The 14,600-nt window shown below is 46.0% G+C and carries 13 protein-coding genes; 7 read left to right on the top strand and 6 right to left on the bottom strand.

The window, feature by feature from the left end; translation table 11 throughout:
- Positions 1–253: 253 nt before the first annotated feature.
- On the bottom strand, positions 254–1,147 hold the full coding sequence (locus RIM23_RS21975) for a D-alanyl-D-alanine carboxypeptidase (RefSeq protein ID WP_446369317.1): 894 nt from the start codon (positions 1,145–1,147) through the stop codon (positions 254–256).
- A gap of 693 nt (positions 1,148–1,840) precedes the next feature.
- On the opposite strand from RIM23_RS21975, the gene RIM23_RS21980 reads away from it, so the two are divergent.
- Genes RIM23_RS21980 through RIM23_RS21990 form a run of 3 tightly spaced genes read left to right on the top strand, consistent with a single transcriptional unit; the run spans position 1,841 to position 2,986 of the window.
- The gene (locus tag RIM23_RS21980) at positions 1,841–2,158 is read left to right on the top strand and encodes a DsrH/TusB family sulfur metabolism protein (RefSeq protein ID WP_446335166.1); all 318 of its coding nucleotides are present in this window, start codon (positions 1,841–1,843) and stop codon (positions 2,156–2,158) included.
- 16 nt (positions 2,159–2,174) lie between these two features.
- Positions 2,175–2,585 (top strand): DsrE/DsrF/TusD sulfur relay family protein, encoded by a 411-nt coding sequence (locus RIM23_RS21985; RefSeq protein ID WP_446353215.1) that lies wholly within the window; start codon positions 2,175–2,177, stop codon positions 2,583–2,585.
- A gap of 20 nt (positions 2,586–2,605) precedes the next feature.
- Positions 2,606–2,986, top strand: coding sequence for a hypothetical protein (locus RIM23_RS21990; RefSeq protein ID WP_446369319.1), 381 nt, complete (start codon positions 2,606–2,608; stop codon positions 2,984–2,986).
- A 342-nt stretch (positions 2,987–3,328) separates the two neighbouring features.
- Here RIM23_RS21990 and RIM23_RS21995 read toward each other — a convergent pair whose 3' ends face one another.
- A complete protein-coding gene (locus tag RIM23_RS21995; RefSeq protein WP_446369321.1) occupies positions 3,329–3,646 on the bottom strand; it encodes a DUF3155 domain-containing protein in 318 nt (105 codons plus the stop codon).
- A 469-nt stretch (positions 3,647–4,115) separates the two neighbouring features.
- Here RIM23_RS21995 and RIM23_RS22000 point away from each other — a divergent pair, with 469 nt between their 5' ends.
- On the top strand, positions 4,116–5,546 hold the full coding sequence (locus RIM23_RS22000) for a sensor histidine kinase (protein ID WP_446369323.1): 1,431 nt from the start codon (positions 4,116–4,118) through the stop codon (positions 5,544–5,546).
- 90 nt (positions 5,547–5,636) lie between these two features.
- On the opposite strand, the gene RIM23_RS22005 is transcribed toward RIM23_RS22000, so the two are convergent.
- From RIM23_RS22005 to RIM23_RS22015, 3 genes are all read right to left on the bottom strand, one after another.
- Positions 5,637–6,881, bottom strand: a complete 1,245-nt coding sequence (locus RIM23_RS22005; RefSeq protein ID WP_446369325.1) for an S-layer homology domain-containing protein — start codon at positions 6,879–6,881, stop codon at positions 5,637–5,639.
- 403 nt (positions 6,882–7,284) lie between these two features.
- Positions 7,285–7,707: a tellurite resistance TerB family protein gene (locus tag RIM23_RS22010; RefSeq protein WP_446369327.1), complete on the bottom strand. Its 423-nt coding sequence runs from the start codon at positions 7,705–7,707 to the stop codon at positions 7,285–7,287.
- Between the two features lie 135 nt (positions 7,708–7,842).
- On the bottom strand, positions 7,843–9,189 hold the full coding sequence (locus tag RIM23_RS22015; protein WP_446369329.1) for a 16S rRNA (cytosine(967)-C(5))-methyltransferase: 1,347 nt from the start codon (positions 9,187–9,189) through the stop codon (positions 7,843–7,845).
- Between RIM23_RS22015 and RIM23_RS22020 the strand changes: the two genes are divergently transcribed.
- Positions 9,172–9,405 (top strand): hypothetical protein, encoded by a 234-nt coding sequence (locus RIM23_RS22020; protein ID WP_446369331.1) that lies wholly within the window; start codon positions 9,172–9,174, stop codon positions 9,403–9,405. The two genes, RIM23_RS22015 and RIM23_RS22020, sit on opposite strands and share 18 nt — an antisense overlap.
- A gap of 197 nt (positions 9,406–9,602) precedes the next feature.
- A complete protein-coding gene (locus tag RIM23_RS22025) occupies positions 9,603–11,345 on the top strand; it encodes a serine/threonine protein kinase (protein ID WP_446369333.1) in 1,743 nt (580 codons plus the stop codon).
- A 285-nt stretch (positions 11,346–11,630) separates the two neighbouring features.
- Here the strand turns inward: RIM23_RS22025 and RIM23_RS22030 are convergent, their stop codons facing one another.
- Positions 11,631–12,734, bottom strand: coding sequence for a CobW family GTP-binding protein (locus RIM23_RS22030; RefSeq protein ID WP_446369335.1), 1,104 nt, complete (start codon positions 12,732–12,734; stop codon positions 11,631–11,633).
- A 151-nt stretch (positions 12,735–12,885) separates the two neighbouring features.
- Here RIM23_RS22030 and cysS point away from each other — a divergent pair, with 151 nt between their 5' ends.
- Positions 12,886–14,334: a cysteine--tRNA ligase gene (gene cysS, locus RIM23_RS22035; protein ID WP_446369337.1), complete on the top strand. Its 1,449-nt coding sequence runs from the start codon at positions 12,886–12,888 to the stop codon at positions 14,332–14,334.
- The last annotated feature ends 266 nt before the right edge of the window (positions 14,335–14,600 follow it).

Consider the following 14,600-nt stretch of genomic DNA (forward strand, 5'->3'; position numbering starts at 1 on the left):
AAGCGTTGCGGTAGCGAGGAACGAGCGTCGGAACGAGCGTCGGAACGAGCGTCAGAATCTGGGCAGATGCTTCGCGTCACTCCGTTTCACTGCGTTTTGCTCAGCATGACAGATTCTACCTTAGACTGCAACTTGGTATAACTAACTTTTTCAAAAACCCCCTTTTTGCCTTGGCGAGGAGGAAGTCGCAGCTACACAAACAAAGTCCGCCTGCGCGGACTAGACTATTTCGTCTGACTACTGACAGCAAAGATTACTGACAAGGCGTTAACTGAGCCAATCGCAAGGCAATTTCATCAATCGCCCCCACTAATACCTGTCCCGACTGAGACGGTTGATTCACCATAATGCTAAACAAAATCGTCCCATAATAGGGATGTTCCAAATACCCAGACAGACTTCTCACTCCTCGTAATGTCCCCGTTTTTGCCCGAATTCTGCCTTGAGTTTCAGGTAACTGCAAGCGATTTCTCAGGGTTCCATTCACACCGGCAACGGGTAAAGAACGATAAAATAAATCATTACCATTGGCATACATCATCGCTTTTAATGTTGCGATTAATGCTTGCGGTGTGGCTACATTCTGCCGGGATAAACCTGAGCCATCAACCTGTCGAAAACTATTCGGGTCAACACCTAAGGGTGCTAAAATCTGCTTCACGGCAGAAGGTCCACCAATGTAACGCAGTAGGCTATCTGCATAGCTGTTACTGCTTCTCTGGTTGGTGACTGTAACCCATTCATCTAACGACTTTGATTGAATTAAGGCTTGGGAATCCAGCCTTTGTAAAGCGGCGGCGGTGGTAAAGAGTTTGTTATTGGATGCGGGGATAAGAAATTGATTGGCGTTGTGGCTGTAGGAAATCCCAGGATTCGATACCGATTCCACGACAATCCCCCATTTACCCCCCGCTAAATTAGGGCGATTAATGATTGAGTCGATATACAGTCCCAAAAAATCGGGACAAACGCCACTTGTTCGACGTTCTGGAGGCGGAACAAAGATTTCAATCGAGTCGGCGCTTTTGGTTAAATTAGCCGCCGTTGTCGCCCTCGCGATGCTGGGAGTCATGACATTACCCATCGCCATCACACCGACGGTGAGCATGGCTAGGGACTGCTTCTGCCAAGGATTCATTGGTTTCATTGTCTGCAAGCCTTTACAATCTGGGCATCGTGAGAGAGCATGAGCAAAGCGCGATCGCTAATTGAGCAAGATAACATGATGCGGCTCATTGCGGCGCGATAAGTCTGCTCCGTAGGTGAGCGTAAATAGTGGTCAGTTATCAGTGGTCAGTAATTGGCTGATAACTGATAACTGATAACTGATAACTGATAGACGTAGCCGTCTACGTCTCTACACCACTCCATCAATTGCCAGGAATTATCCCTGAACACTGAACACCTTAGAACCCCGGGGACAGGGATTATGTTCCCGTCATTTTGATTTCTGTGGTTGTTTTTCTGGCTCAAAACGTTGTCATCAGGACGGTTTACCGTTTTTTTGGAAACCTGCGCGGTTCGTAGTAGACGCTGTCTTCGCCATCTAATCTAATTGTGCAGGGGTGCTGAGGTGTAGGGATGTTTTTCCGATAATGCTACCTTATCCTGTTCTCTGTTCCCTGTCTAATGACGAATAACCACTTCTACACAAAAATAAACATAATTGAATGTAATCTCTTAAAAATTAAACATTCTTTAAAATCAAATCATTGACAAATCCACAAAAACGTGGATTAAAATCAATCTTGCCAATGAATTGAACCTGTATTATAGTTGGGAGTCCTGGCATTATCATTGCTTGATTTGACTAATTCAATCGGTTGGAGAGCCAAACAGAATGGCAAAGTATTTTTTAATTGAATCGAGGAGTTCCTTTGATTCAACCCAAGTGAGTCAAAATTATCAGTTGGCATCAGATTTAGCCAATGCTGGAAATGAAACCACTTTATTTCTGGTGGAAAATGGCGTATTAGCCGCTCGTGCTTCGGTAGCGAATGGTTTAGCCAATCTCAACACTGTCAACGTCTTGGCAGATGATTTTTCTCTGAGAGAACGCGGTATCTCACAGACAGAACTAAGCGATGGTGTGCAAGTGGCGAGCATTGCGGCTGTGGTTGATGCTATGGCTCAAGGACAAAAAACGATTTGGCTGTAACCCAAGATAAGTAAAAATGAGTACCAAAACCTTAACCTTTTCGATTATGGATGGTCCTTTTGAACAAGCAAGGACAACCACAGCGTTTCGGATGATTCATGAGGCAATTGAACGTGGGTATAATGTGAATGTTTTTGCTTATGAAGGGGCAGTGTCTTTAGCCTTTGCTCATCAAAAACCCCACGCGAATGCGGTTCATGGTAGAGGCGTGGAGGAAGAAGATCATCCCTTAACCAAAGATTGGATTGCTGCACTCCAGGAAAAAGCCAAAGCAAAGGGGTGTCAATTAGATTGGATTAATTGCGGGCTTTGTGTGGATGAGCGAGGGGTAGAAGATGCGATTGATGGCTGTCGCCGTGGTGCGCCGAGTGATTTATGGAAATGGGCGAGTGAGTCGGATGGAACGTTAATTATTGCTACGAAGTAGGAAGGATTAGGGATAGTAAGATGAAAGCGTTACAAATAGTTGAATCCGCTTATCGCTGTACGATTGAAGAACAAGATGATCCCTCGGTTTGGATTTCTCAAGCGATGAAAGCTGCAGGTGCTGATTTAGATATTTTGTTGAGGGGAAATGCGGTGAATTATGCCGTGAGTGGGCAAGATGCGTCTGGACTTATGTTTGGGGATAAGCCACAAACCCAGCCACCTAAACTGGATCAAGATTTGCGGCGGGCAATCGATAAGGGAATTACGGTGTATATTTTGGTAGATGATGTGAAATCTCGTGGGATTCCTGAAGGGAAAATGATTAACGGTGTGACTCACGTTACCTGTCAGGATTTGCCCGGGTTATTTGGGAATTACGATCAAATCTGGCATTGGTAAACCCTAAATCTTGCACCCTTCTCGATAGGGCAAGGTGCTTGATGTGAACCATCTTTAGGGCGAGTCAAGTACAGTAATAAGCTGTCTCGTGAACGCTAGTCCAGCGACTCGCCCCTACACAGGGTGTATATTTTACTATACTTTGTCAAAAAAATATTCTGATTTTTACAAAAATACATGCATCAAACTTGCGATCGCGTCTGCACTATTTCCTGAGAAAACGCTGTCATCTGCCTTCATAAAAAATTAGGCAATTCATCCCACCCCCCTAGTAGGAATGAGACGAATTGCCGATGATGAGTGTCAAAGCACTCACTGATCAATCCGTAAAGTCTGGCTCGGTCAGCGGCTTTGAGCCGCAACTACAGCCTTTTCTACGGGAGCCTCAAGCACCCGCAGACTGGGAAATAGAAAATGGTTTTCCTCAACATATTGAGCGCCAAATAAACCTTTTTCTGCCCAGAAATAACGGTCTGTCGTATGCTCATTTCGCTTAACTAGTAGCAAAGCAGGCGGAATAATCCCGGCTGATTGAATATATTTACGTGCTGCTGTAACCGGTTTATCTTCACCGCTTTCTATATTATACTGAGGCACATGCTCTAGGATTTTGCGCCCCTCTTGGCGGCGGCGACTCTTGCGCTTACGTCTTCTTGCCAACCTCTTTACCTCCTCTTTTTGCCGACAGTTGTAATGCTAGTTACAAAAGCCGTCGTAAGTATATCTGCTTGAGTCTGAAATATCAATATCTTTTTAGGCTCTGATAGATATACCTAAAATGTCTCAAGGCTAAGTTTGAAAAAGGGTTTGAGCGATGATCCCGCCCCAATCACTACCATAAAAATTAATTTTTCGTTAAAAAACTTAACAAAGAACCCCTAGAGAGGCTCCAGAGGCAGGGGTGCAAGGGAGATGAGAAAGATGAGAAAGATGAGAAAGTGGTGAGTTAACCACACAAGCCAACCCTATACTCCGATCCTGTTCCCTCCCTGTGAAGAGTTCACTGTTCCCCATTTCATCTTATATCCTTGGGGCGATAGCCAGTTATGTCAATTGTTAGACATTATAGAAGAGGAACCTTTGCTGAGTTCTGTTGTAAAAGCCCTCTGGTGGTGATCACGCAATCCTCATGTTCATTCCTGCTAGTTCAGAATTTGTCGCCTTGTGTCAATCACAGGTCGGAGTCCTCACTCAAAGTCTAGGCGCGGCGTTGAGTGCGGTATATTTAACAACAGATGAGCTAGACGAAGCCGCGCAACCTAAACTGATTCCGGTAGTAGTCTATCCAGAAGCGGCAATCTGGGAAGAGGACGATGCTGAGTTAGCATTGCCCGAAAGCATCAGTTCACGGGACACAATTCCCCGCCTTGCTGAAGCTGTACCTCACCTTTTACCTCTACCCTGTGACGATCACCCTATCCCAGATTCCACCTCACTTGATCAGGACAACTATCCCTTATCTCAAGGACGGCAAATAGTTTTGCCCCTGATCCATGAAGGGGTAGTCATGGGATTATTAGTGACAAGTCGCGAGGATCGACCGTGGAATGACAAAGAACAAACCGCAATTGAACGCATAGCTGGGACATTGACACTTGCCTACTTAATGGATCGGCGTCGGGCTTGGTTTGAGCAGGAATGGACTCAGCAACGCCGTCTAAAGGCACAGCAACGGGATCGGCTTGATGATATCCTGCATCAATTTCGCAATCCTTTAACCGCATTGCGAACCTTTGGCAAGCTGCTACTCAATCGACTGCAACCGGATGATCAAAATCATAACGTTGCAGCTAGTATTGTGCGGGAGAGCGATCGCTTGAAAGATTTATTGCAAGATTTTGACGAGTGCTTAGATCAGGATGCACCGACAAGTGAACCCCTAACCTTACCCGCGTCAGCTAGCGCGGCGACTTGTCCACTCCCTGAACCCGACGAGAATGGGAAAATAGCTTCTATCGTTAACTCAGAACCGGATACAGACGCACCAGCCATTCCTCTGCTTCCGGGCAAAACCCTAATTGTCGAGTCGTTCACCGTCACTGAAGTATTAGAACCCCTGCTCATTTGTGCCCAAGCGATCGCAGGAGAACGTGGTTTAGAATTACGCTATTCAATTCCCCAAAACTTACCCCCTGTTCGGGGTAATGCTAAGGCGTTACGAGAAGTCTTGAATAATTTAATTGACAATGCCTTAAAATACACGCCAGCCGGGGGAAAAATTGATGTGGAAGCAGGTGTGGCTCAACCCGATGATGAGACGAGGACAATGGTGGGAATTGCGATTACTGACACGGGTTTGGGGATTGTGCCCCAAGACATTGAGCATTTATTTGAGCGGCGTTATCGGGGAATACAAGCCAACACAGGGATTCCAGGGAGTGGTTTAGGGCTAGCGATCGCCAAAGCACTAGTTGAACAAATGCAGGGTCAAATCGAGGTATTTAGTCCGGCGCAGTCACTGTGGACACAATCTCAGTTAGACACAGCGATTCAAAGTTCGGGGGAGGACTCAAGCAAGGGAACAACCTTTGTGGTTTGGTTACCCATTCATGAATCATGAAGTAAAAAAACACCGAAAACACCTATCTGGAAAGCCACACATCGTTAACGTGTAGAGACGTAGCATGCTACGTCTCTACACTATGGTGATCTAGTTGGCGCTGATAACTAAGTTATCATCTAGTTTGAGATCCAAATCGGTATCCGGTTGAATCACAATCAGATCAACACTGTTGCGACCGAGGAAGCGCTGGATTAAGCTTAACGCTACACCAGAACCCGCACCAATCAACAGTTCTTCCGTCGCGATCGCTCGATCTCCAGTTACCGCCGAAATCGCCGCCGCCGCCGCTGTACCAAGTGCAGCATTTTTGACCAGAGTACCTGTATTACTACCTTGACGTATTGTTTCTGTTGTGGTAATTACTTCAGACGAAGCATCAAGAGTCATCTGCTTACCATTCATCACTAGTTTCTCGGCGATAAATTGAGCGCCACCATTGGTCGAACGCAACGTACCCACAACCTCACTACCCGCAGGAATCAGCACTTTGCCATTAGAGGTTGTGATATTAGCATCAACTGTTAACGTCAAGGGTAATTGTTCGTCTTCTTGGGCAATTAAAATTTTCTCTCGGATGTACTTAACTGGAATAGTTGTACCCGCAGGAATCGTGAAATCTTGAGCAACAGGCGTCGGATCAGCTATGTACTGAGAACTGACAACTTGCGCTTTATCTTCACTCACTAGGGCTTGGTAAATAAATGCAGCGACTTCAGCACGACTAGCATTCCGCAGGGGATTTAACGATTTAACGTTCGGATAATTCACCACCAAGCGTTCTTCTGTAGCGGCGGCTATTGGCGTCCGCGCCCAACTAGAAATACTAGACGCATCATTGTAGTAACTTAATACATTGGTTGAATTCGCGGCATAATTTAAGCCATTTGCCAATGAAACTAAGGCTTGTTCACGAGGAATATTTTGTTCGGGTCTAAAAACATTACCCGGATAACCCGTTAAAAATCCCGTTTTATAAGCATCTTGGATCGCAGAATACGCCCAGTATCTTGAAGGAACATCGACAAAATTCGTTGCTCCCCGTTGATTGGCTTTATTAAAGGATTGATTTGCCTTACGCAGCATAGCCGCAAACTGGGCGCGAGTTACGGGAGCATCAGGTCGGAATGTGCCATCCGGAAAACCGGAAATAATATCCCGTTGTGCTAATTCTGTAATAAAGTCTTCAGCCCAGTAGCTAGAAGAAACATCTGAGAAACGTGTGGTTTGGGCAAGGGCTGATGCACCTGTAACGAAGGGAGCGATCGCACCAGCCGTTAATCCAAGGGCTAAAAATGCAGCGGTTCCAGATTGCCAGGGATAAAAGTTAGACATTAAAGGCGTTCTCCAACACAAATCGTCTTGTTAAATAACTAGACAGTTTAGGATTCCAGATGTTCCTAAAATTTTCCAACCCATTAATTGGATAAACTTTAGCAAAAAAATGCTCCCGTGGTTACTGTATTTGGGAACATTTTCAAAGATCATGACGATCATTAAGGATAATTAGTTTCCGATAAAAAAAATCCCCTACCGATTTTTAGGGTAAAGGATAAAAGATGGGGGAGATGGTGCAGACAAGGCTCCAAGGGAAAAAGGGGCAAGGTAAAGGGAATGATGAGTGACCAGAAGGACATGATATGAGTTAATCACACAAGTCAACACTGTTCCCCATTCCCCGTTCCCTATTCCCTGTTCCCTAACCAAGGACGAATGACAAAAGACAAAGGACATAAGACTAAGTTTGCTGGTCAATCCAACGGTGGTAGAGCTTTTGAATGGCTTTAAGCACATTATTTTGAGTGGACTTGGGGGAAGTCTGGGCGGGATCGAGAAGCTGTAAGCGAGTGAGAAGTTTAGCTTCCTCAGTATCCACATCGCCATCGCTGTAAATTAAGGCACTAATCGCTTCAATCAAGCCCTGATAATCCTCTTGGCTAGGATGATCACCCAAATACTCTTGCACCCATCTATAACATTGGTTACTGGACACCGATTTGAGTTCATTCAAAAGGGGTCGAATGTCTGGATCTTCAGCCACACCGGATTGCTGGGCGACTCGGCGCAGATACTCCCGTTCCTCTGGCTGAATTCGACCATCTATCCAAGCCGCACCAATCAGAATCTTCACAAGCTGTTTGACATGAGAGTCTGTAACCATGACGTTTTTCTACAAAGAACTTCTGCTCTATCTATATCAGAACTGTTCCCAAAAATGCGCTTAGACGTTCTAATCTTTACTAATGAGCAGGGAACAGGGAATAGCTATCCATAACAAAGGACAAAGGACATAAGGCTAATCCCCTACATTCTTCAATCTCACCATAAAAAAGCCATCCATCTGATGCTGATGGGGTAAGACTTTCAGCCCGCCTTGAGGGGTAGAAAAAGCGGAGAGTGTCGGCGGGGGTGCATCGGTACACCAGTGGGGATGACGTTCCAGAAAGGCTTGAATCACGGCTTCATTTTCCTGGGTATGCAAGGTACAGGTGGCGTAAACTAGCACGCCTCCAGGTTTAACCCAGGTGGCTGTCTGAGTTAATAGTTCGCCTTGCAGTACAGAAAGTTCCTGAACTCTGGCTGGAGTACAACGCCAACGGATATCGGGGCGACGGTGCAGTGTCCCTAAGCCAGAACAGGGGGCGTCGAGTAAGACAGCATCGGCTGTCTGGGTAAATTGGGGGAAATCGCGGCTATCGCCTGTGCAGATTTGAATGGATTGTAATTGTAGCCGTTGGGTATTGGCTTGGAGTTTTTTCAGGCGAGAAGCGGCTTGATCACATGCCCAGATTGTACCGCGATCGCAGATGAGTTCAGCCAGATGGGTTGTTTTACCTCCTGGAGCAGCACAGGCGTCAATGACAACATCATTCGGTTGGGGATTGAGTAAATGACTCACCAGTTGAGCGCTACTATCTTGAATTGTCCACCATCCCTCGTTGAATCCAGGAAGCTTTTGTATTGAACCTGTACTTCCTTTTAGGCGTAAGGCTTGGGGAAGCTGGGGAAGGCGCTGAACTTGAATACCTGCGGCTTCCATCGCTGTCTCTACAGTATCGATAGAAGCTTTCAAGGGATTGATCCGCAAATCAAGGGTTGGCGGTTGGTTGAACCATTGGCAAAGGGCTTCTGTTTCCTCGATTCCCAGTTGATTTAACCACACTTCGATTATCCAGTCGGGAAAACTATAGAGAGTACCCAGGCGCTGGATGGGGTGGGGGGGTAACTGTAAGGGATCATTGGATTGGGGATTGGATTTCAGACGTGCGTACTGTCGCAGCACCCCATTAACTACCCCAGCTAATCCTTTTAATTGATTGGCTTTAGCCAGTTCCACGCTGGTATTAACGGCGGAGTAAGGGGGAATGCGTTGCAGATAGCGTAATTGGTATAAGCCCAGATGCAGAATTAGGCGCAAGTCGGGGGGCTGCTGGTGGGCTTTTTTCTTACCCAGTTGGTCAATTAAGGCATCAAGGGTGCGGGCTTGTCTGGTAGTACCATAGACTAAATCAGTTAACAAAGCGCGATCGGCACGGTTGAGAGTAGCGTTACGAAGCACTCGATCTAATGCAATATCTGTAAATGCACCGTGGCTGTGGACATCTCGTAGGGCGAGGAATGCAAGTTGGCGAGGATTTGCCATAAATCACTTGAACTGGAGACGATTATTAAGATACCCAATTTCCTTTTACTCGCCATCCCACGCGATCGCCAAAACTACACCAGGGTTGCCACATCATCGTCTACAATTCCAAAACCTGGATTGAATTTACTTGTAGTACATTTGTCCTATATTAAAAAGAATCGGTGCGATCGCATCTCCGGCGGCGACAGTGGCGATCGCTTCTCAAACAAGTAACAATGACAAATGTAACTGTTACGGCGTCACGTTCAAACGTGGTACAAACAGCAGGGGAGAGAAGTCTGATATTTTTAACCACAACTTAGTATCAAATCAGTGCTGCTGTCTGAAAACACTTTATAGTCGTTTTGTCAATACATTCACTCCCTAACTCCTGTGACTGTCTAGTTATCGTTACGTCATCCCAGGAATCTATGAACAACTCCTCACCCTCATCATCAACTCCCCGTCCTCGCTATCAGAAGATGCGAGAACTTGGGCGAAATCATGCAGGTGGACGCATCACCTACTTGGCAAAGGATCATCAAACCCAAAAACCCGTTGTGATTAAGCGATTTTTGTTTGCTCAGGCGGGTTCAGATTGGTCAGGTTTCAAAGCCTATCAACGAGAAATCCAGCTCTTGCAGGGACTCGATCACGTCGGTATTCCCCGATATCTCGATTCCTTTGAAACCAAAGCCGGATTTTGTATGATCCAGGAGTACAAAAAAGCGCAATCGTTAGCCATCCCCCGGAGTTTTGAACCGGAGCAAGTCAAGCAAATCGCCATCGCCACCCTAGAAATCCTGGTTTACCTGCAACGTCGGCTTCCTGTGGTGATTCACCGCGATATCAAACCCGAAAATCTTTTAGTCGATGAGCAACTCAATGTTTATCTGGTGGATTTTGGGTTAGCGCGGGTGGGGGGTAGTAACGTAGCCATGAGTAGCGTTGCGGCGGGGACATTTGGGTTTATGGCACCGGAACAGATATATAACCATAAACTGACGGAAGCCACAGATCTGTATGGATTAGGTGCAACTCTAATCAGTTTGCTGACGGGGACAAAATCCATAGCCATGGATACCCTGATTAACGAAGAGGGACAAATTCATTTTCAACATCTGCTTCCCCAACTCAGTCTCCGGTTTGTGACTTGGTTGGAGAAAATGGTGCAACCGAAAGCACGCGATCGCTATATCAATGCAGGGGCGGCGCTAGAAGCACTCAAGCCCATCGATTTGATCCGCACGCCAGAGGTGAAATTCAGCCCAGAGATACTAGAATTCACAACAACCCATATTGGGGAAAAACTGACACAAATTGTTACCCTTGAGAATTTCGTTCCCGAAACGGTGTTAGAAGGCACTTGGGAAGTCGCTCCCCATCCCAGTGATCCAAGTTTCAGGAAACAAAACAAACATCTTTGGATTACCTTTGAACCGAGTAAGTTTCAGGGAAATCAGGTTGATTGTAAAATTACGGTGGATACCAACAGGTTGATGGCAAATCAAACCTACAACCGCCGCATCTTATTACAAACCAATGCTGTTCCCGAAACCTATAGTTTTGAACTGAAGGTTAATACTAATTTTTTAGCCTTACCCAAACCGCCTTGGATATCCCTAGGACTTCTTTTAGGACTATCTGGGATGGGAACCGGGATTTTGTCAGGATTTGTCACCTTTTTTATCGCCCAAATTCCGATATTAGGGTATGGGATTGGTATTGGGTTTATCGCCGCATTTATTGGCGGTGCTGTACTCAGTGCGCTAGGAGTGAGGGGAGTACCGATTACTAAAATAGCATTCTCTATCCAGGGGATGATGATGGTTTTCGCTCTATTTATTTATTGGTTGATAGGGACATTTTTAGTTGCATTAGTCGGTTTAGCGGGTTTAATCACCGGATTTACAGCCGGAGCAGTGATTAAAAATTATCGGGATCGAGGCTTTAGCCCCAAAATTGCCCTGACGAGTTCACTATTAATGACTGGGTTTGGTATGAGTTTAGGGATTGGCTATAATTTTGGTTTTGTTAATTTTTGGCTATTGGTATCGACGGTTGGCAGCAGTTTAGCCTTGGTTAATATTCTGATTAATCCTTACCTGCAACGGAGAAAACAACTGGAGTATTACAATCAGTCGGCGAAAAAGCGACGCTTGATTAAACCCTAAGCAAAATGGTTTTGAATTTGGATGAGGTATTGGGGATTTTTGCGTGGGTTGCGACAGTTTAGATCCCCCCAACCCCCCTTCAAAAGGGGGGCTTTTTGAGTAGATGCCGCCCCTTCTGGGTAAGGCAAGCAGAAACGCGATCGCATGATTCTTACAACTCCCATCCCCCCTAGCCCCCCTTTGAAAGGGGGGCTAGGGGGGATGGAGAGGGGCACAGGGGTGAGGGCTGTAGCTTAAATTGTCCTACCTGTACTGATACTTCAAAACCAACCCCGACAGAACACCCTATTTGCCAAATCCCTTACCGCGATTTTCTGAGGGTAAACAGAGACAATTTTCAAGCTGCTGGTACAACTTATCATGGTCTAAATCTTGACCAATCAGCACCAATTGATTTTTCTTTTCCCCTTTCCACCGATCATCTTCAATGTTAAACCGCTTACCACTGAGGTGGAAAATGTGGCGGTTTGGACTTTCATTAAACCAGAGAATTCCCTTAGCCCGGAAAATATTCGTTGTCAGTTGATTGTCCAGGAAATATTGAAACTTCCGAATATTGAAAGGTTTATCACTCTGGAAGGAAATCGAGGTAAACCCATCATTTTCTAAGTGATGGGAGTGATCATGATCGTGGTGATGCTCATGATCGTGATGCTCATGCTCACAATCATGGTCATGGTGATGCTCATGATCGTGATGATCATGGTCATGCTCCGACGACTCATCAAAATACCGGTCTGACTCAAACAATCCTACACTTAAAATCAGCGGTAATGGCACTTGGGATTGAGTGGTGCGAATAATCCTCGCCCCTTCTTTAATTTCGCGAATTCTCACCTCTAAGGCGTCTACATCACCTTCATCCACCAAGTCGATTTTATTGAGTAGAATGATATCGCCGTAAGCAATTTGGCTATATGCCGCTTCGCTATTGAATAGATCTAAACTAAAATTCTCACAGTCTACCGTTGTGACAATTGAATCTAGGCGAGTCATGTCTCGCAGTTCGGTTCCTAGAAACGTGAGGGCGACGGGTAGGGGATCTGCTAATCCTGTGGTTTCTACCACCAGATAATCCACCTTGTCTTCTCGTTCGAGCACCTTGTAAACGGCATTGACTAAATCTTCATTAATGGTGCAGCAAATACAACCATTACTCAGTTCCACCATGTCATCCCCGGTGGTAACAATGAGTTCATTATCAATGCCGATTTCCCCAAACTCATTGACTAAAACGGCAGTCTTGACACCTTCTTGGTTGCTCAAGATATGATTAAGCAGCGTAGTTTTGCCGCTACCGAGAAATCCTGTAATAATCGTCACAGGTAAGCCATGTTTCGGAGCGTCTAGGGTTGGGTCGGATGCAGACTCAGTTGTGATTGATTGCATAAGGCGCTATGTTGAACTGTCTTTAGACGTCAGAATATAGGAAGATACCGTACAGGTGTGATTCAATAAGACATCAAGCTGTACGCTGGATATGCCAATCCTTTCTCATTATTGCGTATCTGCTCACGACTGAGTTTACTGTTGTTGTGCCATGACCCTAACCCTGTACAATACTCTCACCCGTCACAAAGAACCATTTGCCCCCTTAGAGACTGATAAGGTGCGGATGTATTGCTGCGGCATCACCACCTATGACTATTGCCATTTGGGTCATGCTAGAACCTGCATCATCTGGGATACTGCCCGTCGTTATCTACAATGGCGCGGCTATGATGTGAACTACGTGCAGAATTTTACCGATATTGACGATAAAATCCTTAATCGGGCGCGACAAGAGGGGACATCGATGGAAGCCGTCTCTGAACGCTTCATTCAGGCGTATTTTGAGGATATGGCGCGGCTGAATGTGGAGGATGCGGATGCTTATCCCCGGGCGACGCATTGTCTGGATGGGATTAAGCGGCTCATTTCTGATTTAGAACAAAAAAATTACGCCTACCCCGCCGCCGGAGATGTTTATTATGCCGTGCGTCGTTTTGATCAGTATGGTAAGTTGTCTGGACGCAAGTTAGATGAGTTGCAAGCGGGGGCTAGTGGGCGAGTTGAGGTAGAGGATTCAGAGGCGGCGAAGAAAAAAGACGCTTTTGATTTTGCCCTGTGGAAGGGTTCTAAGCCCGGAGAACCTGCCTGGGAATCCCCTTGGGGGGCGGGACGCCCCGGATGGCATATTGAGTGTTCCGCGATGATTCGGGACAATCTGGGTGAAACGATTGATATTCATGCGGGGGGATCGGATTTAATTTTTCCCCACCACGAGAATGAAATTGCCCAATCGGAAGCGGTGACGGGTCAACCTTTGGCGCGTTACTGGTTACATACGGGGATGGTGATTGTGAATGGGGAGAAGATGTCTAAATCTTTGGGTAATTTTATCACTATTCGGGATTTACTCGATCGCCCCACTGATCCGATGGCGGTGCGGCTGTTTGTCCTCCAGGCACAGTATCGCAAGCCCTTAGATTTTACCGATGATGCTTTGGCGGCGGCGACGAATGGTTGGCATACGTTGAAAGATGGATTGCTGTTTGGTGATCAGTATGGTAAACAACTGGGGTGGCAAGACTCTGATAAACGGCAAAATTCTGTAGTAGAACGCTTCCAAGCCGCTGTTGATGATGATTTTAATTTTGCGGAGGGGTTAGCTGTATTATTTGAACTGGCAAAAGAGTTGGGGCGTGAGGGGAATATTTTGGTGCATGAAGGGAAAACCCGGACATCGCCCCAGGAATTAGAGGCTCAATGGCATACATTGGTGGAACTGGCGCAGGTGTTTGGACTTGAGGCGCAAGGGGAGGAAATCAGTCAGGAATCGACGAGTGGGTTAAGTGATACAGAGGTTGAGGCGCTGATTCAACAACGTACCGAGGCGCGGAAACGGAAGGATTTTGGGGAAGGCGATCGCATCCGGGATGAACTGAAAGCCCAAGGGATTACGCTGATTGATCAACCTGGTGGTGTCACTCGTTGGCATCGGAATTAAATCCTTATCAATGGATAATTAATAATTGATAATTGACAATTGATTAATTGGGTCTAATACCTCTTCGTTTACGAAGAAATTAAAAAAGATTTTCCTTAATTTCAATCCTCTTCTTTTAAGGAGGGGTCATTATCCATTGTTTATTATCCATTGTCAATTTGTGAACAGGGAAGCATGTCACATTTGTAGGTTGGGTTGAGGAACGAAACCCAACGAGCAAGAGGAGGCGATTGAAATCGCTGCTACACAAACTTTCGTCCGCCTGC

The sequence above is a fragment of the Coleofasciculus sp. G3-WIS-01 genome (genome assembly GCF_040223135.1).
Lineage (GTDB): Bacteria > Cyanobacteriota > Cyanobacteriia > Cyanobacteriales > Coleofasciculaceae > Coleofasciculus.